General features: G+C 44.8%; 24 protein-coding genes and 1 pseudogene. 9 read left to right on the forward strand and 16 right to left on the reverse strand.

Annotated features, from left to right (window positions below):
• Positions 1-30 precede the first annotated feature (30 nt).
• Positions 31-837 carry an alpha/beta fold hydrolase gene (locus VEHSUH05_RS03715; protein WP_105090758.1) on the forward strand — a complete coding sequence of 269 codons (807 nt, stop codon included), beginning with the start codon at positions 31-33 and terminating at the stop codon, positions 835-837.
• Positions 838-843: 6 nt separating this feature from the next.
• Here the strand turns inward: VEHSUH05_RS03715 and VEHSUH05_RS03720 are convergent, their stop codons facing one another.
• Entirely contained in the window at positions 844-1260 is a 417-nt protein-coding gene (locus VEHSUH05_RS03720) for a GNAT family N-acetyltransferase (protein WP_038117237.1), read from the reverse strand.
• A gap of 522 nt (positions 1261-1782) precedes the next feature.
• Here VEHSUH05_RS03720 and aroF point away from each other — a divergent pair.
• From aroF to VEHSUH05_RS03750, 6 genes are all read left to right on the forward strand, one after another.
• Positions 1783-2799, forward strand: a complete 1017-nt coding sequence (gene aroF / locus VEHSUH05_RS03725; protein WP_105090759.1) for a 3-deoxy-7-phosphoheptulonate synthase — start codon at positions 1783-1785, stop codon at positions 2797-2799.
• Between the two features lie 17 nt (positions 2800-2816).
• Entirely contained in the window at positions 2817-3869 is a 1053-nt protein-coding gene (gene aroB / locus VEHSUH05_RS03730; protein WP_105090760.1) for a 3-dehydroquinate synthase, read from the forward strand.
• A gap of 40 nt (positions 3870-3909) precedes the next feature.
• On the forward strand, positions 3910-5181 hold the full coding sequence (aroA, locus tag VEHSUH05_RS03735; RefSeq protein ID WP_105090761.1) for a 3-phosphoshikimate 1-carboxyvinyltransferase: 1272 nt from the start codon (positions 3910-3912) through the stop codon (positions 5179-5181).
• A 161-nt stretch (positions 5182-5342) separates the two neighbouring features.
• Entirely contained in the window at positions 5343-6437 is a 1095-nt protein-coding gene (aroC, locus tag VEHSUH05_RS03740) for a chorismate synthase (RefSeq protein WP_105090762.1), read from the forward strand.
• Positions 6424-7563, forward strand: a complete 1140-nt coding sequence (locus VEHSUH05_RS03745) for a bifunctional chorismate mutase/prephenate dehydratase (RefSeq protein ID WP_105090763.1) — start codon at positions 6424-6426, stop codon at positions 7561-7563. The genes aroC and VEHSUH05_RS03745 overlap by 14 nt, the downstream gene beginning before the upstream one ends.
• A gap of 83 nt (positions 7564-7646) precedes the next feature.
• Positions 7647-8882 carry a shikimate kinase gene (locus VEHSUH05_RS03750; protein ID WP_105090764.1) on the forward strand — a complete coding sequence of 412 codons (1236 nt, stop codon included), beginning with the start codon at positions 7647-7649 and terminating at the stop codon, positions 8880-8882.
• A 52-nt stretch (positions 8883-8934) separates the two neighbouring features.
• Here the strand turns inward: VEHSUH05_RS03750 and aroD are convergent, their stop codons facing one another.
• From aroD to VEHSUH05_RS03765, 3 genes are all read right to left on the reverse strand, one after another.
• A complete protein-coding gene (aroD, locus tag VEHSUH05_RS03755; protein ID WP_105090765.1) occupies positions 8935-9729 on the reverse strand; it encodes a type I 3-dehydroquinate dehydratase in 795 nt (264 codons plus the stop codon).
• 32 nt (positions 9730-9761) lie between these two features.
• Positions 9762-10991: an MFS transporter gene (locus VEHSUH05_RS03760; protein WP_105090766.1), complete on the reverse strand. Its 1230-nt coding sequence runs from the start codon at positions 10989-10991 to the stop codon at positions 9762-9764.
• A gap of 199 nt (positions 10992-11190) precedes the next feature.
• Positions 11191-11610: an RrF2 family transcriptional regulator gene (locus VEHSUH05_RS03765; protein ID WP_038117258.1), complete on the reverse strand. Its 420-nt coding sequence runs from the start codon at positions 11608-11610 to the stop codon at positions 11191-11193.
• Positions 11611-11754: 144 nt separating this feature from the next.
• Between VEHSUH05_RS03765 and VEHSUH05_RS03770 the strand changes: the two genes are divergently transcribed.
• Positions 11755-13122 (forward strand): NCS2 family permease, encoded by a 1368-nt coding sequence (locus VEHSUH05_RS03770; RefSeq protein ID WP_105090767.1) that lies wholly within the window; start codon positions 11755-11757, stop codon positions 13120-13122.
• A gap of 254 nt (positions 13123-13376) precedes the next feature.
• Here VEHSUH05_RS03770 and VEHSUH05_RS03775 read toward each other — a convergent pair.
• From VEHSUH05_RS03775 to VEHSUH05_RS03795, 5 genes and pseudogenes are all read right to left on the reverse strand, one after another.
• Positions 13377-14048: pseudogene (locus tag VEHSUH05_RS03775) on the reverse strand (hypothetical protein); the annotation flags it as partial.
• A 109-nt stretch (positions 14049-14157) separates the two neighbouring features.
• Entirely contained in the window at positions 14158-14931 is a 774-nt protein-coding gene (locus tag VEHSUH05_RS03780) for a hypothetical protein (protein ID WP_105090768.1), read from the reverse strand.
• Between the two features lie 239 nt (positions 14932-15170).
• Positions 15171-15683 (reverse strand): pyridoxamine 5'-phosphate oxidase family protein, encoded by a 513-nt coding sequence (locus VEHSUH05_RS03785; RefSeq protein ID WP_105090769.1) that lies wholly within the window; start codon positions 15681-15683, stop codon positions 15171-15173.
• Between the two features lie 35 nt (positions 15684-15718).
• A complete protein-coding gene (locus tag VEHSUH05_RS03790) occupies positions 15719-16162 on the reverse strand; it encodes a MarR family winged helix-turn-helix transcriptional regulator (RefSeq protein ID WP_054674250.1) in 444 nt (147 codons plus the stop codon).
• 12 nt (positions 16163-16174) lie between these two features.
• Positions 16175-16582, reverse strand: a complete 408-nt coding sequence (locus VEHSUH05_RS03795) for an SRPBCC family protein (RefSeq protein WP_054674248.1) — start codon at positions 16580-16582, stop codon at positions 16175-16177.
• Positions 16583-16864: 282 nt separating this feature from the next.
• Here VEHSUH05_RS03795 and VEHSUH05_RS03800 point away from each other — a divergent pair, with 282 nt between their 5' ends.
• Positions 16865-18307, forward strand: a complete 1443-nt coding sequence (locus VEHSUH05_RS03800) for an amino acid permease (protein WP_105090770.1) — start codon at positions 16865-16867, stop codon at positions 18305-18307.
• A gap of 76 nt (positions 18308-18383) precedes the next feature.
• Here VEHSUH05_RS03800 and VEHSUH05_RS03805 read toward each other — a convergent pair whose 3' ends face one another.
• From VEHSUH05_RS03805 to VEHSUH05_RS03835, 7 genes are all read right to left on the reverse strand, one after another.
• Entirely contained in the window at positions 18384-18959 is a 576-nt protein-coding gene (locus VEHSUH05_RS03805) for an immunity protein YezG family protein (protein ID WP_105090771.1), read from the reverse strand.
• Between the two features lie 208 nt (positions 18960-19167).
• Positions 19168-20295, reverse strand: coding sequence for a cation diffusion facilitator family transporter (locus VEHSUH05_RS03810; protein WP_105090772.1), 1128 nt, complete (start codon positions 20293-20295; stop codon positions 19168-19170).
• A gap of 208 nt (positions 20296-20503) precedes the next feature.
• The gene (locus VEHSUH05_RS03815) at positions 20504-21574 is read right to left on the reverse strand and encodes an RluA family pseudouridine synthase (protein ID WP_105090773.1); all 1071 of its coding nucleotides are present in this window, start codon (positions 21572-21574) and stop codon (positions 20504-20506) included.
• Entirely contained in the window at positions 21574-24162 is a 2589-nt protein-coding gene (locus tag VEHSUH05_RS03820; RefSeq protein WP_105090774.1) for a 3'-5' exonuclease, read from the reverse strand. The genes VEHSUH05_RS03815 and VEHSUH05_RS03820 overlap by 1 nt, the downstream gene beginning before the upstream one ends.
• Before the next feature lie 15 nt (positions 24163-24177).
• Complete coding sequence (locus VEHSUH05_RS03825; protein ID WP_038117279.1) at positions 24178-24429, reverse strand: hypothetical protein; 252 nt, start codon at positions 24427-24429, stop codon at positions 24178-24180.
• 1 nt (position 24430) lies between these two features.
• The gene (gene recR, locus VEHSUH05_RS03830) at positions 24431-25027 is read right to left on the reverse strand and encodes a recombination mediator RecR (protein WP_105090775.1); all 597 of its coding nucleotides are present in this window, start codon (positions 25025-25027) and stop codon (positions 24431-24433) included.
• Entirely contained in the window at positions 25028-25357 is a 330-nt protein-coding gene (locus tag VEHSUH05_RS03835; protein WP_038117282.1) for a YbaB/EbfC family nucleoid-associated protein, read from the reverse strand.
• Positions 25358-25401 lie beyond the last annotated feature (44 nt).

Consider the following 25401-nt stretch of genomic DNA (forward strand, 5'->3'; position numbering starts at 1 on the left):
AGAAACGCAGATAAATATATTGAGAAAAATATGAAAGAATACATACTACACACCAAATGGGGACCTTTATATTACTGGACCAATGACCCATGGCAATCAGATAAACCGACAATTTTCTTTTTCCACGGATTAACGGCAGATCATACTATGTTTGAGCATCAGTTTAGTTTCTTTAATACTTCTCACAATATAATTGCATGGGATGCTCCCGGTCATGGTAAATCAAGGCCTTTCTCTCAATTCTCTATGGATATTGCGGTAGAAATCGTATGTTCCATTTTACAAAAGCACCAGATTTCACGATTTATTGCCATAGGGCAATCATACGGCGGCTATATTGCTCAAGCGTTTATGTGCAGATATCCTGATATAATCAGTTTATTTATTGGCATTGGAACTTCTCCTTACGGTACAGATTATTATAGTAAAATGGACTTCTTTTTATTGCGCAATATGAAGTCAATTATAAAATTCTATCCATGGAAAACATTAAAAACAGCGGCCGCAAAAAAGGCCGCTGTTACAAAAGATGGATATGATAATATGACACAAATGATCAGTATTTTTTCAAAAGAAGAATATTCGGAACTATTGCAGCAATATTATAATGCAATGATGGTAGATAACAGAAATCTACATATTACCTGTCCTGTTCTTATTATGATAGGTGAACACGATAATCTGGGGAAGGTAAAAGAATATTGTCATAAATGGCACAAAAGAACCGGATTCGATTTAGTAATAATTCCTCATGCAGGTCATAATGCCAACGTTGACAACCCAACTGAAGTAAATAAAATTATCAATGATTTTATAAAACAGTCCCTCCACACATAAATTCCCCTACAACTCTTTTCTCATCAGAATATGCGGACATCCTTCATCGAGGTATGTATCGCCTTCCGCTACATATCCCAAAGATTCATAAAAGGGCTGCGCCTGCACTTGTGCCGACAATGAGCATGTTTTATAGCCGTCTCGACGCATGGCCCGTTCCGCGGCCTTCATAATTTTCTCGCCCAGATGTTGGCCTCGATGGATTTTACGCACCGCCATTCGTCCCACATGCGCTTCTCCCGGTTCCGTCCCCGGAAAAAATCGACAGGTGCCGACCGCTCTGCCGTCACTCCACAACAGAATGAATTTAGCTATTGCATCAATTTCATCAAATTCCTCTTCGAAGCCCTGTTCTTTTATAAACACGTCTGTGCGAATCTGCTTAATATCATCGTTAATCGTATCTAAAATCTGAATAATCATAAATGTTCCTTCTCGTATAACGTCCCTATGAAATATGTGCATGAAAGCAGTAACATATATGCTAAGTAAAATATAGGTTAAGTAAAATAAATACGCCTGTAATCATAACGTATTTAACATATCAAAATACACTGTTTCTATTATAGCAAAATCAATATGGCTTTCACATTAAATTACATACCGCATAGTATATATTCTTGCACGATTTTTTTAAAAATTAAATGAATTTTAATTTTTAGCTTGCATATTGTTCTCAAATGGGTTTATACTGTACTCAATAAATTTAGAAAGGAGCAACTAACGATGATTAACCAAATCAACGCAGCAAAACAATACTTTTATTGGTTCTTTATCCAGCGTACGGGTAAGGAACTATTTGAGCTGCACTGATTTAGATATCATCATTGGTGGCTTGGAATAGTTAAAAGGGCTACCCGTATTAGATATACGGGTGGCCTTTTTTATTTGCCATCCCGTATGGTTAGCCCTACTATTCACTGGTAGTCGATAAGGAGGTTTATCATGATTATTACATTGAAACAAAACGCAGCAGCGGAGGAAGTATCCCGTTTACGCAGTGAATTAGAGGACCAAGGCTTCATCATCCATCCTGTAGAGGGTACTCGTTACAATATCCTCGGTCTTATCGGCGACACGGCGTCTCTCGATGCGCGACAGATCGAATCGCTTGATTTTGTAGATAAAGTAACGCGCATACAGGAACCGTACAAAAAGGCGAATCGCAAATTCCATCCGGATGATTCCATCATCAACGTTGGGGGCGCCCTCATCGGTGGCGGCCACTTCGCCGTAATGGCGGGCCCTTGCTCCGTAGAAACACCGGAACAGGTTCTAGAAACCGCAAAAGCTTGTAAGGAAGCGGGGGCCACGATTCTTCGCGGCGGAGCTTTCAAACCTCGTACATCCCCATACTCCTTCCAAGGCATGGGACCCGAAGGTCTCGAATTACTGGAGCTTGCTAAAAAAGAAACAGGCCTTCCTATCGTTTCGGAAGTAATGGATATTTCCCAACTGCAATACTTCGATAATGTGGATATGCTTCAAATCGGTGCACGTAACATGCAGAACTTCACACTACTTAAAGAAGTGGGCAAAATGAAGAAACCGATCTTGTTAAAACGCGGTTTGTCCGCTACTTACGAAGAATGGTTGATGGCTGCCGAATACATCATGAGCGAAGGGAACGAACAAATCGTCCTTTGCGAACGCGGTATTCGTACATTCGAACCTAAAACGAGAAATACATTGGACGTAACGGCCATTCCGATGATGCACGAACTGTCCCACTTGCCGATTATCATGGATCCGTCCCATGCAGCGGGCATGAGCCGTATGGTACGGCCGCTTTCACTGGCATCCGTAGGCGGTGGAGCGGACGGACTCATGATCGAGGTGCACAACAATCCGGCCAAAGCATTATGCGACGGCCCTCAGGCATTGCGTCCCGATCAATTCAACAGCTTAATGAAAGAAGTACAGGCATTACGTAATGCATTAACAGAGTGTATCGACCGCTAAACCAGAAAGGATTTCCCATGTTTCGCATCCATATTAACGCGTCCGAACCGTACGACGTGGTGATTGAAAATAATTCATTATCGCACATTTCCGACTATATTCGCCCCCTCAAGGAACCGTACCGGGTCATCATCGTCAGCGATGATAATGTGGCCCCCCTCTACCTGAAAATGGTGAAAGCCAACCTCACCGGGGCGGGATACAGCGTATGTGAGTACGTCTTTCCTCACGGCGAAGACGAGAAAAATGCAACCCGTCTCATCGATTTGGTAGAGTATATGGCGGATCAGTCCTTAACGCGCAAGGATCTGCTCATCGCCTTGGGCGGCGGTGTTGTCGGCGATATGGCGGGCTTTGCGGCGGCCACCTATCTACGGGGTATCGATTACGTACAGGTACCGACATCCCTGTTGGCTGCGGTCGATTCCTCCGTCGGCGGCAAAACAGCGGTCAATCTGAAGGCAGGCAAAAATCTGTGGGGCGCTTTCAAACAGCCTATCCTGGTATTATGCGATACAACGACGCTCGATACATTACCGCGAAAAGAATGGATTAATGGATGCGGCGAAATCATCAAATACGGATTCCTCGACGTGCCCGGCCTGTTGACACAGCTGGAAAACAAACCGCTGTTAGAAAACCGGGAAAAGGCGATTGATATCATCGCTCGCTGCGTACAGGCAAAAGCGGATATCGTCGAACAGGATGAACGGGAATCCGGCGTACGGGCCTTACTCAATCTGGGGCATACCTTCGGTCACGGTATCGAAAAGGCGAGCCATTTTAAAATTCCTCATGGAAATGCTGTAGCCATCGGCATGGTCTTAATGGCACAAGGGGCCGTACATCATGATAACCTCAATCCTACCGTCGTAACGAAATTAAAAAAACTGTTAGCGGCCCATGAATTACCTACAGAAACATCCATTAGGGCAGATGAATTACTGGAAGCAGCCAAACACGATAAAAAAAGTCAGGGAGACACTATCAAAATCGTCGTTCCTACCGACTACGGTCACAGTAAGCTCAAGGTGGTTACGCACGAAGAACTCAGAGGTTATCTTGTATAATAGATGTTGAATATGATGTATTATCTACAAAGGAGATGCCATGTATTCCGTAACGAACACCCTCTTGCGAGGCACAATCGACTCCATACCGGCTAAGGCGCACGCCCATCGGGCGCTCATATGCGCCGCATTGGCGCCGACACCGTCTACAATTCTATTGAGCCGTACCTCAAGGGATATCGATGCTACGATGGATTCATTGCGCGCCCTCGGTGCCGATATAACCTATAAACAGCAAATCGTTACCGTCAATCCCGGTCCGCCTCCTGCAGTCGGCAAAATACTGCCCCATGAGTCGGGCACCACGCTGCGGCTTCTATTGCCGGTATCCGCCTCTCTGTGCGATACCGTGGATGTCGATGCAAAGGGCCGCTTGCCGGAACGCCCCCTGGAACCTTTATTAAGCGAAATGAAGCGTCACGGTGTGCAGTTCTCAAAGAATGCGCCGCCGTTCACGATGAAAGGTCTCCTCAAAGGCGGCGATTTCAATATGGTCGGTGACGTGAGCAGCCAGTTCTTCTCGGGATTACTGTTAGCCGCTCCTCAACTGGGGCATACGGCAATTACATCTACCACATCTCTGCAGTCGCGAGATTATGTGACGTTAACATTGACGACGATGGCGGATTTCGGTATCACGGTTGAACATCAGGAAGCAACAGCCGCACAGAACGAGACTTTCACCATCAATGATATGTCCACGTTCGTAGGACGAAACCATTATCAGATTGAAGGCGATTGGTCCAATGCTGCTATTTGGATGGTCGCTGCGGCCATGACCGGCGAATCCATTACGATTACGGGCATGAATCCGGACTCCGTACAGGCGGACCGACGCATCATGGATATCATCAGCGCCTCGGGTGCGACTATTACATGGAACGGATCAAATCTGACCGTATCGGGTCGCGCCACTACGCCATTGACGATCGATCTCGATCAATGTCCCGATTTATTGCCGGTTCTGTCGGCCCTCGCCTGTTCTATCTCAGGTGAAAGCGCCTTTATCAACGGTGCCAGACTTCGCCTCAAGGAATCGGACAGGCTGAACGCGGTGGCAAAGCTCGTGTCCGATTTAGGTGGCACGGTGCGCCAGGAAGGTGATAATATATATATTACAGGTACAGGAAGCCTCACAGGAGGCCTTGCAGACTGCGTCAATGATCACCGCCTCGTCATGGCCGGCGCATTGATGGCGCTCATCAGTACGAATCCGGTACGACTCAAAGACAGTGAAGCCATCACGAAATCCTATCCGGATTTCTTCACGGACTGGAATTTGTTAGCCGGTTCGGCAACGGAAGTCTATTAAGTCTTATTCAAGCCAAACCGGATTTATAAAATGGTCACATAAAATCATTTAATATTTAGTCATTTAATATTTAGTCGATATTTTAATAGGAATCGCATAATAATAGGGTCTTTATTTCATTCCATATATTCAACATGTTTCAAGTGATATCAGGAGGACGTATGTCATCGAGTTTCGGTAAAACAATTCAGGTATCCACCTTCGGTGCCTCCCACGGCTATGCCATCGGAGGCGTCGTGGACGGTCTGCCTTGCGGTTATCACATCGACAGGGATAAACTGCAGGCATTCCTGCGCCGTCGTGCGCCGGGGCAAAACCAATTCCAAACGCAACGTAAAGAAGCGGATGTACCGGAATTTTTATCGGGTCTCGTAGATGATACGTTGAGCGGATCCCCGCTGGCCTTCATGATTCGCAATACATCACAGCACTCCGGCGATTACAATAACTTACGGGATATTCCTCGCCCATCCCATGCCGATTTTACAGCTCGTATGCGCTACGGAGACAAGGTTGATATGCGCGGCGGCGGACACTTCTCGGCCCGTCTCACGGCACCTCTTTGCGTTGCCGGCGGCATTGCATTACAGTTGCTCGCCCGAAAAGGCATCCGCATTCACGGTCATCTGAAACAGGTGGGCCCCATTCAGGATGCTTCTGTCGACATGGTACACCCCGATATGGATGCCCTCGCCCATATTGCAACTGAACCGATTACCATGCTGGATGAATCTAAACAACAAGAGGTTGAAAGTCTCGTACTGAAACTAAAAAGCGAAGGCGATTCCACCGGCGGCATCGTCGAGATCATCGCTACAGGCTTACCGGCAGGGTTGGGAAACCCTAATTTTGACGGCATCGAAAACCGCCTGGCCCGCGTTATATTCGGAGTGCCGGCCATAAAAGGCGTATCATTCGGAGGCGGCTTTAACATGTGCTCCGCCTTGGGGTCTGAGGTAAATGATGCTTTCACCATGAACGGCCATACCGTAACGACTACGACGAACAACAGCGGCGGCATCCAGGGCGGCATTACCAACGGTTTACCGCTCGTCATGCAGGTGGGCATCAAGCCGACCCCGTCCATTTACAAGGAGCAGCGCTCCGTGTCATTGTCAAAAGAAGAGGACACCCTGCTCACCATAAAAGGGCGCCACGATCCGTGCGTAGCATTACGCGCCGTACCCGTCATCGAAGCCGTTACGGCCCTCGTATTGTTAGATTTCCTAGGAGATATTGACCATGAACTTAGATGAAATACGCGTTAAAATCAACGATATCAACGAGCAGATGCTGAGCCTGTTCAAAGAACGCATGGCGCTCTCCAAAGATGTGGCGAAAGCAAAAAAAGAAATGAACAAAGCCGTATACGATCCGAAACGGGAGCGCGATATTTTAGATAAGGTCACCTTGGAGGCGGGGCCGGACATGGATCTATACGCCCGTCGATTCTTTGAATCTCTCTTCAGTTTAAGCCGCACCTATCAGGCGGAACAATTATTTCAAAACACGGAATTCACGCAGAAGATGAAAGCCGCCGTCGAAGCATCCCCTACATTGCCGCCGCAGCGTGGCAGCGTAGCCTGTGCCGGCGTATTCGGCAGCAATGCTCAAATGGCGTGTGACCGCCTGTTGCCGCTCAGCCAGATTCATTATGTAACGGGATTTCATGCCGTATTTGATGCGGTCGAATCCGGCGAATGCGAATTCGGCGTGTTGCCTATCGAAAACAGCTCCAACGGTTCCGTCAAGGAAGTATACGACCTCTTGGAGGAACATAAATGCTATATCGTACGCGGCACACGCCTTTGGATTTCTCACGACTTACTCGTAAAAAAGGGAACTCAATTATCCGATATTCACACCATCATTTCACATCCTCAAGCACTGGGGCAATGCAGTCAGTACTTGGAAACCCTAACAGGCGTTACCTTGCGTTCCTTCGATAATACGGCACGTGCCGCACAGCTCGTAGCCGCCAGCGATGATCCGGGTGTAGCCGCTATTGCGGCACCGCAATGTGCGGAGCTGTACAATTTAACCCCGATTGCCCGCAACATTCAGAACAGCGACAATAACTATACACGATTCATCTGCATCAGCAAGAACTTTCATGTATACCCGGGGGCCAACAAAATATCCGTGGTAACCTCGGCAAACCATGCACCGGGAGGGCTCGGAGCCTTATTGACAAAGTTTGCCAATATCGGTGTCAACTTGACGAAGCTCGAGTCAAGACCGATTGTGGGACATAACTTTGAATTCCTCTTCTACCTCGATTTGGAAGCCTCCTTGGCGGATCCTAAAGTGCTTTCCGTCCTTGCGGAACTGCACACATCACAGGATAAATTCCGCCTGCTCGGAAACTATCCGGAAAATTAATGCATACAATAACAACACATGGCTAATAGAGTTGCCAGTCTCTATTAGCCATTATCTACTTATAAACCTGATCAGGAGGTCCTATGAAATTTGGTTTACTCGGCCGCACCTTGGGCCACAGCTATTCCCCACGCATTCACGGAGCATTGGGAAACGATAATTACGAATTATTTGAGCGTGAACCCGGTGAGCTGCGGGACTTCTTTAACGACCCAGATTTACAGGGCATCAACATCACCATTCCCTATAAAATCAACGCCCTCGAAGCCTGTGCTGTCGTAGATCCGCGGGCAGAACGCATCGGATGCGTCAATACCATGGTGCGCCGCCACGGACGCTGGCACGGATACAATACGGACTATGACGGCTTTGTGTTCACATTACAGCACGCAGGCATCGATGTAAAAGATAAGAAATGTATCATCCTCGGCGACGGTGCTTCATCCAAGACGGTTCATATCGCCCTCGAGGATTTAGGGGCCCGCGCTATCATCCACGTATCTCGTCATGAACCGCCATTCTATGACGAGATCGATCAATTCAGGGACACCGCTCAGGTCATCATCAACTGCACGCCGGTCGGCATGTATCCGAACAGCCCTCAGGCGCTGATTGACATAACAAACTTCACGGTCCTCACCGGCGTGGTGGATCTCATCTACAATCCGCGCCGCACCGTGCTCCTGTTGCAGGCCGAGATTATGGATATTCCTTACAGCGACGGCCTGCCGTTTCTCGTGGCGCAAGGCGTTGAGGCGGCCAAGCATTTCCAAGGTGAAAGCTTCGGTTCCGCAGAAATTGAACAGATTTTACGCGACATGCGTCACGAAAAAGAAAACATCATCCTCATCGGTATGCCCGGTGTCGGTAAAACGACGATGGGCAGGGCCCTCGGCAAGGCTCTGAATCGCAAATGGCTTGACGCAGACAAGGAACTGACAAAGGAAACCGGCAACATCTCCGACTATATTACAACTCACGGAGAGGACGCCTTTCGAAGAGAAGAAACAAAAATACTTGCTAAATTGGGACAACAAACAGGACTTGTCATCTCAACCGGAGGCGGCTGCGTTACAGTGCCTCAGAACTTCACCCATTTGCGCCAAAACGGCCGCATTTACCAACTGACCCAACCGGTCGAAAGACTGTCCACGGAAGGACGTGTACTCTCCCAAGGCGGTATCGACCGATTGCGCGAATTGGAGGCCGTCCGTACACCTATGTACGAATCCTTCGCACAATGCATCATAAAACATCGGCGCAATATACCGGAAACGGTAAAGCGTATCATAGAGGATTTTGAGGCACACTTGCTCTAAGAGTCTCTACATAGGGCATGAATATATAAAAAGTCGGCTTTCGCCGACTTTTTTAATGCACTTTTACGCGTGTATGTTGTTGTTCGTCAAAGACTCCGTCCACATCAATGGTATCGAGGATACGTTTTAATTCATATACATCGATTTGACCGGGTGCAGAGTTCTTCCCTGCAGCGGCGAATGTCATAGCATTACCGAACAGCGCCCCTGCAGTACGTGTCACAGTACCTAAGGGGCCCATCGCAATAGTAATGATAGGATCAGCCGGATAGAGAGCTTTCACCTCGGCAGTCGCCTCCAAAAGGGTCAACACATCCCCCGTTGTATGTGGCATAATCGCAATTTTAGGCACATCCGCCAACAATTCTTTCATCTGTAATAGTCGGTTGACGATGACCTCACGAGGTGGCGTTCCGTTGAAATCATGATTACTCATGACGACCGTAACGTGATGCATCTTTGCAAATTCAATGGTTTTCAGCATACGATCCTGATCAAAGAAGAGTTCTATATCAATCGCATCGACGAGGCCCGTCGGAATAAGTCGTTCCAGCATAGTAAAATACGCCTCTGTTGAAATAGCGCGCTCGCCCCCTTCGCCCTTAGTACGCCACGTAAATAACAGCCCGCGACCTTTCAGTTGAGGTTTGATGAGCATCAGCAGTTCAATGACGGCATCGATGGAATCGGCCCGTTCATAATAATCAATGCGTAGCTCCACTACATGACAAGGGGCGTTACAAGCCAATGCCGTCGCATCCAAAATTTCTTTCATGGTCGTACCCACAATGGGCACGCAAATTTTTGTACCCCTTTCACCGAGTACAGCTTGACCGATACGAACCATAATAACTCCTTTCCGCGCCGCCACAACACGCATTAATCGTGGTGAACTGATAAGCGTCGCGCCTGAAAGCCTAAATAGAGCAGTAATAATCCGGTAATGCTGAACACATAGGCAATCCCCATGTAGGTGGACACAATGCTGGCAAATACAGGACCAACCATAGATCCGAACTGCTGCGCCGTCGTTGTCATACCGAACATCCGTCCTCTGAAAGTAGGCGCCGTATTGAGCGTTACAGCGGCACTCAGGGACGGATTGATACCTACGATAAAGGACCCAATAAGCACCTGTAAAATACCGAACCACCAGATCCCGACAGGTAAACTTTGCAGTAATAAAACAATGCCGCTACCGATCATGCAGTAAGAAATAGTCTGAAAGTACCCTTTCCGCTCACCGATACGCACCCAGATATTCGTCGTCAAAGCCCCTGCCAGTCCGCCGATACTGAGGATGGAGCCGGCAATTATGGCAGCCCCTTCCATCGTTCCCTGCATGTCGCCTACATAGAGCGCCAAAATCGGCTGCAACATCATAATAGCGCATTGCATGAAGAAAAAGATCCATAATAATCGCACCAGCACAGGTTGCTGTCGTACAGTTTTAAAGTCATCGCGCAAAGACGTCGTTTTAGGGGCGGATTTACTGTCCTGTGTACCATCATTCTCCGCCTGTACCTTCGGTTCTTTCACAAAAAGCCATACGGAAACGGTCGCTAGGAATACGGCCACACCGGACACGTAAAATACGAGTCGCATGCCGACGATGCTTTCAACAGCGCCGCCCAAAAACGGTCCCACTACATTGCCGAGAATAAGGCCGGTCTGAAATATGCCGAGAGCACGGCCCACCTTTTTCTCGTCCACGCTGAGGGACACCATGGTCATCGCCGCCGGATAGAATCCGTTCGCAAAGCCCTGAAAGGCACGGCCCAGCAAAAGTTGATACTGATCCGTCACCATCCCGATGAGAAAATAAGAAATGGCAATGGCAAAACCCGCGCGAAGCGCCATCATCTTCTTTCCTTTATTATCGGCGATTTTACCCCAGACAGGAGCCATAATGCCGGCAATGAGAAAGGTAATCCCGAACACCCATCCGGACCAGAGCGCCACATCACCCTTCGGCACGCCAAGTTCCAGGAGGTAAATCGGCAGGAACGGAATAATCATGGTATAACAGATGGCAAGTATCGTCATACTGATGGTGATAATCCACACATTGCGCATGCCCCCTCGAGCATCTTGTTCTGTTGAATACATAGTGCCTCCTACTCCATGCACATATAAAGAAGAGCCGCATAAGAATACGCGACTCTTAAGATCTAACAGCCAAAAATTTAAATCCCCATGTAAACACACACACTATATCGACACATGTAAATACGCACTATATCGACATGTAATCCACGCTATATCGACATGCATTTACATGCCATTAATGCCGTCATTATGACTTCCTTTATTGATACGGAAGCTTTTGATCCATCACATCTTGCAATGAAACACGCTCCATTACGTGACGGAACTCATCCTGCAGGTATTTCCAAAGCGGAGCCGTCAGACAGTCGTTGAACATCGGACATGGTTCCACATCATCATCCAGACAGGATACGAGGGCAATGGAATCCTCGGCAGCATATAAAATTTCATATACATTGTATTCGGACGGCGATTTTACCAAACGATATCCGCCATATTTACCGCGTCCGCTCTTAACGAGACCGGCCGCTGACAGGCGAGATACAATGCCTTCTAAATATTTATCGGAAAATCCTTGACGTTCTGCGATTTCACGGATGGACACATTTTTCTCCACCCCGTGCTCCGCAATATCCGCCAATATCCGTAAGGCGTAGCGCCCTTTTGTAGATATTTTCATAACATAACCTCTAAATCGATTAAAATATACTATTAGTATATCACAAATTCATACAAAAATTGTTGGGAAATATGGTACACTATAACTATATCGAAATATTTTATTAAGGTATTGTTTTAAATTTCATATGGGGGATGTTATCTGATGTTAGATAAGCTTTTTCAACTTAATGAGCGCAATACTACCGTCAAGACCGAGATTCTGGCAGGTATCACCACGTTCATCACCATGGCGTACATACTCTTCTTGGCGCCAAATATTTTAAGCCTCGCCGGCATGGATAAGGATGCGGTCCTCATCGCCACAGCTTTAGGCGCTGGGCTCGTAACGATCGCCATGGGTGTTCTGGTAAATTATCCGATTGCCCTGGCTCCCGGTGTCGGCCTCCTGGCCTTCTATTCGTTTACGGTCGTACTCGGCATGGGTATCTCATGGCAAACAGCATTAGGTGCCGTCTTCATTTCCGGGCTCGTATTCCTCGTGCTCACCTTGACATCGGTGCGTCAAATGATTGTTGAAGGCATTCCTGCCTCCATGAAGATTGCTATTACCGTTGGTATCGGTCTCTTCATTGCTATCATCGGTTTGAAATTATCTGGCTTGATAGCTATCTCCATTAGTTTGTCTCCAAACTCCTTAGGTCAAGTCGTGCAAACACATGGTAATTTAGTACCTCCAGCATCCGAAGCACTCTTAACGCTCGGTAATTTGCACAGTAGCGAAACCTTGTTGGCTCTCTTCTGCCTCATTTTTACGGCTTTATTAATGGCTCGTAAGGTTCAAGGCTCTCTCTTGATTGGTGTTTTGGTAACAACGGTTATCTCCTATGCGACAGGCCTTTCCACAATGCCTGAGAACTTCACTGTATTGGCAGTACCTGATTTCTCTAAAGCAGCATTTCTTCAATTAGATATTCCTGGCGCTCTTCACATGGGCTTAATCACGATTATCTTTTCATTCACCTTCGTAGAATTATTCGACTCTATGGGTACATTGATCGGTACTGCTACAGAAGCGAAAATCGCGGATCCTAAATCTGGTAAATTCCCAGGTCTTGGGAAAGCCATGACCGTAGATGCTCTTGGTGTAAGTGCAGGCGCATTACTCGGTACTTCTACTATTACTGCCTTTGTTGAAAGTGCGGCAGGTGTTGGTGCTGGTGGCCGCACAGGTTTAACAGCTGTAACAACAGGTGTACTATTCTTAATCTGCTTATTTGTTGCCCCTTTAGTATCTCTTGTACCAAATGCAGCAACATCTCCAATCCTCGTAATCGTTGGGGCCCTCATGTTAGGTGCTATTCGCAACATCGACTTTGATGATTGGACAGAAGGCTTCCCTGCATTTCTCGTTATCGTATTAATGCCATTCACATACAGCATCGCTAACGGTATCTCTGCAGGTCTTATTGCATCCCCTCTACTAAAAATCATTGCGGGCCGTGCAAAAGAAGTTAACTGGATTATGTACGTATTAGCGGTACTCGTTATCATTCGCTACGTATTCTTCTAATTAACGTATGCCCATAATTATGCTATTAGTGAAAGCTGCTTTATATTGATAGCTATAAAATCACTAATACTTAAGAACAAAATATATGTAAATTACATCCACTAAAAGAACCTATCTCCAAAGATATGACTCTAATATCTAGGAGATAGGTTCTTTTTATTATGTACTCATTTACTAAACGCTAACGTCGTATGGCATTACCGAATCGTGCTATAGAGTCTTATTAGGGTTTAGTATTAACGAATTGTTTTTACACCGATTAAGTCTGTACGACTTGAATCGATTTCTTTTAATGGCCCTACTGAATCTACAATTTTGCTTACATAGTTTTGGTTTCTTGGAGAAGCAAAGTAGAGCATATAAACTTTGTTATCTTTTTCCCAATAAACAATTTGAACAGAATCATTGCTAAAGCCCAAAGTATGTACAGGGATTCCATTAAGGGTAGTAAAGCTAACCGCATCATCAGCATTGTATTTTGTCTTTTCCAATATAGGCTTTACTACGGTATCGATAGCCCAACCCATACGATATACAATATCTGTATTAGAGAAGGTAAGTTTAGGCCCAAACATTCCATGAGCCCCAGTTTCTGTATATACGATTTCTAATACGTCATGATCCCTTGACTTTACATCGCGTACTGCATAGTCTTCAGGCATATAAGATGGAATTTGTAAATCATATCCAAAATAATTTGTACTTACGTCAACATTAAGCTGTACTATATCACCATTATCAACTTGATCATACCATCGATAGCGATTCATTAGCTCTTTATTCTTTTCCACTGTATCGATGGTAACAGTATTTCCATTTTCATCCACTAAAGGGGATAACGCACTAACTGGTTGTACTCCAAAGCTACTTAGCACAGCAGCTAATATTCCCATGGTTAATAATGATTTTGTTGTTTTCAATCTCATAATCTCTTCTCTCTAAATTTAGATATTCCATAAGTATATATTACCGAGATAATCACTTATCTATTACATTTTTAACTCAGACACTGACTTTCAACAGTACTACGTAATCTTAATAAAATACGCCAGTCTTTGCTTTCATAGGCACTATATGTTCCTGTTTTATTTCTTCAATAGTTTTAATCGGATAATTACCAACTAGTTCATAACGAGAGCTATCAATACTCTTCAACGGTACCACATTCTCCTTATAGAATTCCGCATCAGCTTCTTTCACCTGTTCTAAGAAGAATAGGAAGTAAGCCATACCATCCTTCGCCCACGTAATACTGCGAACCATATGCATTTCAGGATTACCTGTATAATAAACCTCACCAGAATCACCTGATTTAGACCATTCAAAATCGCCGTACTCAGATGGAACATATGGTGTGTCTCTCACAGTATCCAAGGAATATCCCATTCTATAGGCCATAATACTGTCTATATATTTTTTCCCATCCCGATATATAATCGCACCTTTTTTGTAGTATACAACCTCTAATACATCATTTCGATCTTGACGTGCTGTATAAAGTTGATAACCATAAGGTATATAGCTAGGCGTCTTCACCTCATACGGCAATTGCTGTGCAGCTTCTACTATTCCTTTCCAATTACGAGCTCCTTCTTGTGTTTTCATAGGCCACTCTAATAAGGTCTTTCTTGGCAATGCTTTAATTGCTGAATCAGGATGAACTCTAGGCATATCATTTGTAACGGTAGCTGAAACACCAATATTATCAGTAGATATAGAATCATTAACAACATCTGCTGAAACATATCCCGCAGACAATAATCCCACAGCCATAGCAGCTAAAACGGACTTATATAGAAGCTTCTTCATGATCTCTCCTTTTATAAAGACTTGATATATACTTTACACATATAATGATATATTTTCTTATTTATATCAAAAACATGCCCCCCGGTTCTATTGCCCTAGCTACTTCATAAAACTTTTATCTTTCCTATTGTGAAAGTATAGTTATGAGCCAATAGCTGCTTTAATGCTTACTAGTTATACATAATAAAGCATCCTACTAAACGCTATATTACAATAGAGTTCAATAGGATGTTTTGCCATTATTTATTTAATGGAGGCATAATAATATCTTGTTCAAGCTGTCTTCGTCTCTTTGCGGTATAGTCTACAACTTTAATTTGAACGACACCCACAGAGTTTACCATGGCATCAGTAAAGGTAAATTCTCGACCAGTCTGCTGCTTCATCAACACCTGTAAACCATGAGCTTTTTCATCAATATTCGCTAAATAAACGGCCTCTCCTCGTCCCATTACACTGGAATAGACTGAACTATATTTACAAGGAATATCTCCACCTGAAACGAGAGCCTCATCATTGCCGTCAATTTCAATAAATACATGAGGGTTCTCTTGAATCAAACTAAACTTCTTCCCCTCATGATGGCCATGTACATAGATGTAGAGTATATCATCTACAATTTCATAACCAAAATGTAAAGGTACTACATAAGGGTAATCACCATCCATCATGCCTAGGTGAATGATACGCGTGCTGTTTAAAATATCTTTAATTTCATCTGCATTTGTAACCATACGATCTTGCCGTCTCATTTCAACCTCCACAAGAATTGATGAATTTATACACCTTACGCTTCATGTAATCTGCCAAGAAGATGTTTAAATTGAGCTTCATCACCCTTTAGCTTTCCGAAAAAGATTTCATCAATTTCTTCAACTAATGGGACTGCCTTTTGTAATATTGCACCGCCCTCTTCATTTAAAAGAACCGCTTTCGCACGTGTATCTCTAGCGTGTTCTTTTCGCTCTACAAAACCACGTTTTTCCAATAAACTCAATATTTGAGATACCGTCATAACATCTATCCCTGAAAGTTTTGAAATCATGACTTGTGTAACTTCGTTATCATGTTGCGATAGATAAGCAAGAGATGTTAGAACAACAAATTGAGGATGTGTTAAATTCAAATTTTTTAACTCTTTTTTTATCATAAAATGCCATTTATTGTACACCCTCATGAACAACAATCCTGTTGACTTTTCTGAGTTATCTTTATACTTTGATACAAACAAACAGCAGTCACCTTATCTTTCTAAACAATTTTTTAGAATGAATATAGATTGAGGAACATCTGAAAAAACTTGACTTAAAAATTCCAAATGTTGCTTATCTTCACTTTCTAAACTTACAGTATGTTTTACAGTTACACTTCCGTCATGATTATCAATTATTTGATGTCCGAAAACGATATCGCCAAACGGAGTTTCAGTCTTATCCCAAAACTCTTCAAACGATTTGACAAGGGTAAGTTGATATTCCATTGGCGGCATCCCTTCAAGCTCCATAGTTCCATGTGATCCGGTCTCAAATTTACCATTTAATGTAATATTTTTTAAATCTTCTTCCCAATCATACCATTTTTCAATATTTGCATAGTACTCCCAAACCTTTTCTTTTGCTGCTTTTATTTTCAAACTGAAACTGAATTCCATTTTATTTCCTCCTTTTATTATAAGTGTACTTATTATAATTTATTTTATAATATTCGTCAATATATTTTCATTTTGGAGGATTATTCTTTTGATTTTATAAATGAATAGTATACTTTCATCACAAAAATATCGCCTTGATTTGTCTACTGTAAAAATACATTTGACATCTTACAATAGATACTGTATGATAAAACAATAGTTTGATATGTCCCATACATTGTGAAAGCTATGGCCCTCCATGGCTTTTTCCATTTATGGGTAGTTTAGAAAAGAGGTCTTATTATGTCTGATACGCACCAGTTAAAACGGGGTCTTAAGAATCGACATGTACAGTTGCTCGCCATCGGCGGCGCCATCGGTACAGGTCTATTCTTGGGCTCCGGCCGCGCCATTCATCTGGCGGGTCCCTCCATCGTATTCGCCTATCTCATCACGGGTATCATCTGTTTCTTTGTCATGAGAGCCCTCGGCGAATTACTGTTGTCCAACCTAAATCATCATTCCTTTATCGACTTTGTCGAGGAATATTTAGGTGATCGCGCAGCATTTATTACAGGATGGACTTACTGGTTCTGCTGGCTGTCTCTGGCCATGGCGGATTTAACTGCGGTCGGTCTTTATATGCAGTACTGGATACCTTGGATGCCTCAATGGATACCGGCACTGATCGTCTTAATCGCACTGCTGTTAATGAATTTAACAGCCGTAAGACATTTCGGCGAAATGGAGTTCTGGTTCGCCATGATCAAGGTCATTGCTATCGTATCGCTCATCATAATCGGCATCATCATGATCGCCACAGATTTCTCGACCGATGCAGGTGTTTCCGCATTCAGCAATATGTGGAACTACGGAGGATGGTTCCCGAACGGAACCATGGGCTTTATCCTGTCATTCCAGATGGTCGTATTTGCTTTCACAGGTATTGAGCTGGTCGGCCTAACGGCAGGCGAAACGGAAAATCCTGAAAAAGTCATCCCCATGGCCATCAACAATATTCCGTTGCGCATTATTCTGTTCTATATCGGCTCTCTAGCTATCATCATGAGTATTTACCCATGGACCGCCGTTAATCCCGCTTCCAGCCCATTTGTAGCCGTATTTACGGCGGTAGGGATTACGGCCGCTGCAGGGATTGTCAATTTCGTAGTTCTCACATCCGCCGCATCGGCGACGAATTCCGGCATTTTCAGCACGGGCCGTATGATTTATGCCCTCGCAAAACGCGGGCACGCACCGCGTTCCATGCGCCGTCTCACACATAGCAGCGTTCCCTACCAGGCGACGATCTTTTCCGCATCGGTATTGCTCATTACAGTCGTATTGAATTACGTAATGCCTGAAGCGGTATTCGTTATGATTACATCGATTTCTACATTCTGCTTCATCTTTATCTGGTCCATGATGGTCATCTGTCATCTCAAATATCGTCAGAAAAATCCTAAACTGGCGGCACAATCTAAATTCAAGATGCCGTTATATCCGTTTATTAACTATCTGATTCTCATCTTCTTTGCATTCATTCTCGTTATCCTCGCCCTCAACGAAGATACACGGGTGGCACTGCTCTTTACACCGATTTGGTTTATCATCCTCTGGGCATTCTACTCCATGCTCAATACGGATGATAAGGACTCTCTCGAAGAGGAATTAATCGACATGGCAGGCGTCAAAGAACATTATAGAAAAACATCGAATGATGATCACGACGATTATGTAATCTGAAAAGGAGCCTCCATAAATCGCAATTATGCCGAATAGACACGAAGCGAATGTATGGAGGCTCCTTTAATCTGTTTTTTTACTTTACATCAGGAAAGGTCTCTGATTCATATTGTTGGTAGTACAGCATAACATTTGTAGTATCTTCACCGTAATTTAACCGCGTTTTAGTCCGTTGACCACTTTGAGTAACGGTAATATCGATTGAGGACGGCAATTCCTGACCGCCCTTTTTTAAATGCGTATATAGATTCTGAAGATCCTGCACTTGACGTGAGGCTCCTGTCAGATAATTGTTTTTCGATAGGCCCGTATTCTTAAGTGTTTGACCGCTATAAAGCTGACCTGTTCTGTCCGTAAAATAGAAACGGACAGCACCCTTATCCGCTGATAGAACAGCCTTTATATAAATGGTTTTCCAGTCTTTCTTGATCATCAACTGTGTGGACTCCGCTAATTTAGCGACTAACTTCTGTGTTTTTTTATTAAACTCTCTGGAGGCCCCGTTATTCTGACGGATCTCATCATTAAGAGGAACTTCAATCGTCGCCATAACAGGCTCTTCCTGCTGTACCTTTTTCGCATCTGCCGGTTGAACACATACAGTACCGACAACGGCCAACACTGCTAATGATGTTACAACTAACTTCTTCATTATAGGCTCCTTATACATAATACGGAACTAAATTATATTTTACAAAATATATTATATTCATTTTATATTCATAAATCAACCCCTAATCTAAGAAAACATGTATAATCGCTTTGTACACATACAATATCCATATATGATTAAATTCCGACCAGTCGAAAAGAGACCGTACAGAATACCTTCGTAGTATTCCATACGGTCTATAAATATTTTAATTACTGAAATCCGCATCCACAACAGCGAATTGCGTATAGTCAGGGTATCTCTTATGTAATTCTTCTTTAATTTTCTCTAATGTACCATGAGGATCTTCTTCATCAAAGTTGAAGATAACGTCATAATAAATAACTTTCTTTTCCTGCTGTACGTAAAAAGCGTGAACCTGCACAACATTCGTATAGAGACTCAATACCTTATCCAGTTCTTTTTTAATTTCCAGAACCTCTACACTCGGTTCATTTTCAGCATACACACCGACGGTCATGGCGATGCCGAATTTATTATATAAATGAACTGCAATCCCTTTTGTTAAAGGATGAATCTCACCTACCGTCAAATTCTCCGGCAAAGAAATATGTACAGACCCGATTGTTTCCCCCGGGCCGTAACTGTTGAGCACCAAATCGTATACGCCGCCCACTTGAGGATGTTGCGCAATGGTTTCCTTAATTTCACGAATCAGCTCATCATCGGCACGAACACCGAGAAGATGGTTATACATGTCCCGCAAAATATCAAAGGCCGCTTTCAAAATGAAAAGAGAGATAATCGCCCCCACGTATCCCTGAATATCGATATTTAAGAAAAATACGAGACCGGCGGACACCAAGGTTGCAAAGGTAATCACCGCATCAAAAAGGGCATCCACGCCGGATGCTATGAGCGCACCGGACTGATATTTCTTACCTTGCCCCTTGATGTAATACCCCATTACGATCTTCACAACGATTGCGGCGGCGATAATCGCCAAGCCGGGAATATCGAAGGTCGACACTGCAGGATGAATTATTTTTTCTATCGATTCCTTAAGTGATCCGATACCGGCACCGAGGATGATAAACGCGATGGCCATCGTCGTCATATATTCAATACGACCGTGACCGAACGGATGCTCCTTATCCGCTTCCTTCGAAGCCAATTTCGTACCGATAATCGTCAATACCGACGAAAGGACATCCGTCAAATTATTAACCGCATCAAGTATAATCGCAATGGAGTTCGATGCGAGTCCGACTATCATCTTAAAAATAACGAGAATAACATTGCCTATAATCCCTTTGATGCTGGCCAGCGTAATCCCCCGATTACGTGCCGCACCGGCATTTTCCTGTAAAATCATAACTATACTCCTTACATTTTATATATAATCCCAAATGAAATCTAACAATATAGATGTATTTCTATATACATTATATCTTATCGATTATCATTTGTCACTCATTTTTAGTAAGAATATTTTAAAAATTACTTGATTTTACTGAATTATCAATAATTCTCATTTATCAATTAGATGATTGATGAATATATTTTGAGACTATACTTACAAACTAAGCGGTCACGGTAATTCGTTCTCCGGTCCGCATATGTGTAAATACAATTTTCTCGGCACGCAACTTGAAAGCAGTTCCTGTCGACGTTGCACCGTACAGCGTATCCCCTGCAAGAGGGTGTCCTATATGACTGAAAGCCACGCGAATCTGATGTGTTTTTCCCGTATATAAGCGCACAGATACCTCCGTATATGCATCCGGCAAACAGTTATCCACCACATTATCCACAATTGAACCTGTTTTATCCACATTTCGGTGTGCTATATCCACATTTTCATCTACTCTATCCACAGGTTCTTGACGGTTATTCACAGAGTTATCCACAAATTGTGACGCACATCTGTGCAGAACGATAAAATCGGTGCGCGTATTCTTTCCGTTCGGACTGACTTCATAATGAATGCCGTCAGAGGATTTATCCATAGGAAATTCAAGAGAGCCGGAATCATCGGCTATAATACCTTCCACAGTGGCAACATACCATTTTTCAAATACATCACTATCCATCTGCTGTTGATATAAGCTTTGCGCCAGACCGCTCTTAGCGATGACGATACATCCCGTCGTATCCCGGTCAAGACGATTTAAAAAACGTACTTTTCGTTTGATACCGTGCGCTTTGAAATAATGAGCTACCCCATTCGCAAGTGATACCTGCCCCTTTGAATTCACCGTCATCTCTGCGGGCTTGTCCACAACGAGCAAATCATCGTCTTCATACAAGATCACTAGTTCCATAGGAACCGGCTCGTAATCGATTTTCTCCTTCGCCATGGCAATCCGGATTTCATCACCTGCAGCAACCTCATCCCGGGGCGTAGCTTTATGTCCGTTGATGTGAATGAGCTTTTCTTCAAAAAGTTTCACGATGGACTTACGCGGGTATTTCGTATCCAGCAGACGACCTAGAGTAACAGTATCTATAACATCTGTCTTATTATTACCAACAATACCGGCATCATTTACAGCATGATGTAAATTGTCTCTGTCACCATAGGACGATGCCTGTATATCCGCTGTACTGACAGTCCATAATATATCATCGGGACGATGAGTTTTTCGCGCCATTAACTGCTCCTTTCCACGAGATCCGCATCTGTCGGCATATAATTCAGCAATATGCTCGGTTGAACGCCACGACCCCGCTCATTTTCATGTTTATAGGTGATGACCAATTCCCGTTTCGGTCGCGTAATCGCTACATAGAACAGGCGTTTCTCCTCATCTTCACGACCTTCGTCAACAGCAAAAGGACTCGGGAATACACCTTGATTCATCCCCGCCAGGAATACGTAATCAAACTCGCTGCCCTTTGCCTGATGAACCGTGATAATCGGAATCCGCTCATCATTTCTCACCTGTTGAGCCGGTTCACCGGCCGTAAGAGCCGCCATCTGCAGGATCTGATTCAATCGCGCCAATCCGGGCGGTCCGTCATAATCGGCGTCCAGCTTTTCCATGATGCGGTATAAATCTCGAATATGCTCCACCTTGGCCGCTTCTCCATGAGATTTATAATATTCAAGAACGCCCATATGATTCATGATATACGCCAAGAGTTGTGTGGGGATCTCCGTCAACGCCTTACGGCGCAATGTCGCCATTTGCGAGGCGATATTGGTGAAAGCCGCCTTATACTTATTGATTGCCACCATACGTCCCGTCGTGGTAGGCATGATGTTTTCTTTCACCGCATAGATTAAAAGCTGAGCCGTCGCCAGAATATCATCCATCGCATTATGTGTCGGCTCATGATGAATAGGAAAATGAGATGCCAGAAACCCCAGCTTATGATTCGGAAGATTCGGATAGAAGCGCCGGAATATATCCAATGTATCATACACGGCCTTGAACTCGGGCTGACCTAAATTATGGCGGGCCAGTTCATTCGTAAAAATGCTGATATCGTAATTCACATTATGTCCCACGATAACGGCATTTCTGGAAAACTCCTTAAATGCGCCAAGAACGGTTACAGGATCTTCGCCATTCTCCGCCAAATACACATCGGAAAAGCCGTGAACCTCTTCGGACTGCCCTACCGGCCGTCCCGGATTGATAAAGCGCTCAAATGTCTCTAATACATGCCCCTCCTCGTCAATGCGAATCGCCGCGATCTGTATGATACGGTCCTGCGTCGTATCCGTACCGGTACTTTCAACATCATACACGATTACTTCTCGGCGCTCTAAACCTTGTACGAGCTTGGCGTACGGTTCATCTTCGAAAATAGGCATATCCATAAAATCCGTTAACTTTAAGCCTACCTGCCTTGTTTCAGGGCTTTCAATAGCGGCGATACGATTATCGCCGATGCCCGCCACATATCGCTTGATAATGCGCTTGGCGCTGACCGAATCATTAGGATTCATAAGAAGCTTGAAATAGGCCATCACATCTTTAATTTCCTGTCTGCGGAAGAATTTATACTCGTCGATAATCATAAAATGACGTCGTTCCGCTTCCGGCCTCTCCGCATTGAGCCTTTCAAAGGACGAGCTGAGGCGTTGCGCCGTCTTATTATCCCGCACGAGGACACCGATATTCGCATCCTTCGGCAACGTGCAGATGGACTCGTAAATATATCGCCCCTCCTGATACTCATTTTTACAACCCTTGATGAGCACAGGTTTACCCGTGCTTTCACTATTGGCACGCGGCAGCACATTATAGACGGAGTCCACTAAATCGGGGAACATGGCCTGTAATGTCCTGAAGGCCATCATAAAGAGCGTCCGATTCGACCGGTAATTCTCGTAGAATATGATTTTCAAAGGCTTAAAATCTTCATCGAACCGCTTTAACAGGCGAAACGGGTCTGAACCGCGCCATTCGTAAATAGTCTGAAAGTAATCGCCGCATAACAGCACGTGATTGCCTTGCCACAGCATTTCAAGAACCTTATACTCCAAAAGTCCCGTATCCTGCATTTCATCAACCGAAATATAGCTATAACGACTGCGCCATCGCTCGCGCACCACAGGCTCCTGAAAGAGGCGATGTACGCCGCAGATAAGGTCCGTAAAATCCACACCGTGAACGGCACGTAAACTTTCATCATAAGCACTCAACCATTGATGACCTTCGGCCCAGAATAGCGACAACTCATCGTAGAGAACCTTATTAAAGCTGCTGAACTGCGCCTCTACGGCCTTATAATTCTCCATGCGGAGGCGATAAATCGTATTCTTGTAATCCGCCGCCGTATCATCCGTATAAAATCCGTACAGCGAGCGGTATTCTTTCACCATAGCGATTACATTAGCGAAATTAATATCCCGCAGCTGTTTCGGCTTGTACGGCCCGTATAATTCCTTGCAGTCCTCTTCATCAAATATGGTCACATCCGTATATAAGGACTCGTTCCGCTTTCCTTCCTGCTGCAACACGAAAAAGCAAAAGCTGTGGAATGTACTAATTTCCACAGCCTTTGCGGGGCTGCCTACAAGGGATCGGATGCGGTCCTTCATCTCATTGGCCGCCTTATTTGTAAAGGTCATGCACAAGATGTTATCCGCCTCTGCAAAGCCACCTTCGATAAGATGCGCCACCCGATAGGCAAGTGTATTCGTTTTTCCCGTCCCGGCGGACGCCAACAGGAGGATATTCCGTTCTACCTCATCAATAACGCGTTGCTGCTCACGATTGATAATCATAGACTCCTCCCCATCTTATAATAAGCCGTACCATAAAGCGGCAATAACCATCGGTATAGGTCCTAAAATAGCCGTCAACACCCATACGCCCCAACCGATATCCATCGGGATGTGTAGGACATTAACGCATACCCAATAGGTAGCAAAGCCTGCTATCACGTTGAAAGCGACACTCTTAATCGTAAAAAATGCCACCTTAAAAAGAATATAGGCCACAACGATTGAAATTACCACAGATATAATCGGCGATGCTAATAGCACTTCCATATTATCCTTTCATTTCCTGACGGTTTACAACGGCACCGCCAAGAGTTAACTCATCGGCATACTCAATATCGCCGCCCACAGGAACACCGCGTGCGATACGCGTTACCTTGATACCGCTCGGCGCCAAGAGACGCGCCAGATAGAGAGCTGTCGCTTCCCCTTCCACATCGGGATCCGTAGCGAGAATCACCTCTTGCACCACGCCATCCCGCAAGCGGGCAATAAGTTCTTTCACGCGAATATCATCGGCACCGATGCCCTCCATAGGGGACAAGGCGCCTTCCAGCACGTGATAAAGGCCCTTGTAATCACCGCTGCGCTCAATGGCGATGACGTCACGAGATGTTTCCACCACCATAATCGTCGTCCGGTCCCGATTCGGATTGCTGCAGAACTCGCACGGATCCTGTGCAGATAAATTAAAGCATATAGAACAGTGTCGCGTAGCGCCCTTCGCTTCGACGATGGTTTCCACAAGACGATTCACCTCCTCCTGAGGCATCTCCACCAGGTGATAAGCCAAGCGTCTCGCCGACTTCGAGCCGATGCCCGGCAAACGGCGCAACTGTTCTACAAGCCGTTCCAACGCATTTGTCATTTAGAATAAACCTGTAGGCAAGTTAAGACCGCCCGTTACTTTGCCCATTTCCTGCGCCAAGAGATCATCAACCTTTTTACCGGCTTCATTTACGGCGGCCATCACCAAATCCTCAAGCATTTCCACATCCTCCGGATCTACGGCGGACGGATTCAATTTCAAGGATTCGATGATCTTTTCACCATTCATGACAACCGTAACGGCACCACCGCCTACAGTCGCTTCTACAGTGCGGGTCTTTAGCTCTTCCTGCATCTTCTTCATATCGTCCTGCATCTTTTGGACCTTCTTCATCATGCCCGCCATATTGCCCATACCTTTACCAAACATTATGTTCCTCCTTCCGGACTTCATCGTCCTCATTACAATCGGAT

Source organism: Veillonella denticariosi JCM 15641, assembly GCF_002959855.1.
Lineage (GTDB): Bacteria > Bacillota > Negativicutes > Veillonellales > Veillonellaceae > Veillonella > Veillonella denticariosi.

What these genes read in the sequence shown, in the direction of transcription:
- VEHSUH05_RS03715 (WP_105090758.1), top strand. Translation starts at nt 31, where the DNA reads ATGAAAGAATACATACTACACACCAAATGGGGACCTTTATATTACTGG.
- VEHSUH05_RS03720 (WP_038117237.1), bottom strand. Translation starts at nt 1,260, where the DNA reads ATGATTATTCAGATTTTAGATACGATTAACGATGATATTAAGCAGATT.
- aroF (WP_105090759.1), top strand. Translation starts at nt 1,783, where the DNA reads ATGATTATTACATTGAAACAAAACGCAGCAGCGGAGGAAGTATCCCGT.
- aroB (WP_105090760.1), top strand. Translation starts at nt 2,817, where the DNA reads ATGTTTCGCATCCATATTAACGCGTCCGAACCGTACGACGTGGTGATT.
- aroA (WP_105090761.1), top strand. Translation starts at nt 3,910, where the DNA reads ATGTATTCCGTAACGAACACCCTCTTGCGAGGCACAATCGACTCCATA.
- aroC (WP_105090762.1), top strand. Translation starts at nt 5,343, where the DNA reads ATGTCATCGAGTTTCGGTAAAACAATTCAGGTATCCACCTTCGGTGCC.
- VEHSUH05_RS03745 (WP_105090763.1), top strand. Translation starts at nt 6,424, where the DNA reads ATGAACTTAGATGAAATACGCGTTAAAATCAACGATATCAACGAGCAG.
- VEHSUH05_RS03750 (WP_105090764.1), top strand. Translation starts at nt 7,647, where the DNA reads ATGAAATTTGGTTTACTCGGCCGCACCTTGGGCCACAGCTATTCCCCA.
- aroD (WP_105090765.1), bottom strand. Translation starts at nt 9,729, where the DNA reads ATGGTTCGTATCGGTCAAGCTGTACTCGGTGAAAGGGGTACAAAAATT.
- VEHSUH05_RS03760 (WP_105090766.1), bottom strand. Translation starts at nt 10,991, where the DNA reads ATGTATTCAACAGAACAAGATGCTCGAGGGGGCATGCGCAATGTGTGG.
- VEHSUH05_RS03765 (WP_038117258.1), bottom strand. Translation starts at nt 11,610, where the DNA reads ATGAAAATATCTACAAAAGGGCGCTACGCCTTACGGATATTGGCGGAT.
- VEHSUH05_RS03770 (WP_105090767.1), top strand. Translation starts at nt 11,755, where the DNA reads ATGTTAGATAAGCTTTTTCAACTTAATGAGCGCAATACTACCGTCAAG.
- VEHSUH05_RS03780 (WP_105090768.1), bottom strand. Translation starts at nt 14,931, where the DNA reads ATGAAGAAGCTTCTATATAAGTCCGTTTTAGCTGCTATGGCTGTGGGA.
- VEHSUH05_RS03785 (WP_105090769.1), bottom strand. Translation starts at nt 15,683, where the DNA reads ATGAGACGGCAAGATCGTATGGTTACAAATGCAGATGAAATTAAAGAT.
- VEHSUH05_RS03795 (WP_054674248.1), bottom strand. Translation starts at nt 16,582, where the DNA reads ATGGAATTCAGTTTCAGTTTGAAAATAAAAGCAGCAAAAGAAAAGGTT.
- VEHSUH05_RS03800 (WP_105090770.1), top strand. Translation starts at nt 16,865, where the DNA reads ATGTCTGATACGCACCAGTTAAAACGGGGTCTTAAGAATCGACATGTA.
- VEHSUH05_RS03805 (WP_105090771.1), bottom strand. Translation starts at nt 18,959, where the DNA reads ATGAAGAAGTTAGTTGTAACATCATTAGCAGTGTTGGCCGTTGTCGGT.
- VEHSUH05_RS03810 (WP_105090772.1), bottom strand. Translation starts at nt 20,295, where the DNA reads ATGATTTTACAGGAAAATGCCGGTGCGGCACGTAATCGGGGGATTACG.
- VEHSUH05_RS03815 (WP_105090773.1), bottom strand. Translation starts at nt 21,574, where the DNA reads ATGGCGCGAAAAACTCATCGTCCCGATGATATATTATGGACTGTCAGT.
- VEHSUH05_RS03820 (WP_105090774.1), bottom strand. Translation starts at nt 24,162, where the DNA reads ATGATTATCAATCGTGAGCAGCAACGCGTTATTGATGAGGTAGAACGG.
- VEHSUH05_RS03825 (WP_038117279.1), bottom strand. Translation starts at nt 24,429, where the DNA reads ATGGAAGTGCTATTAGCATCGCCGATTATATCTGTGGTAATTTCAATC.
- recR (WP_105090775.1), bottom strand. Translation starts at nt 25,027, where the DNA reads ATGACAAATGCGTTGGAACGGCTTGTAGAACAGTTGCGCCGTTTGCCG.
- VEHSUH05_RS03835 (WP_038117282.1), bottom strand. Translation starts at nt 25,357, where the DNA reads ATGTTTGGTAAAGGTATGGGCAATATGGCGGGCATGATGAAGAAGGTC.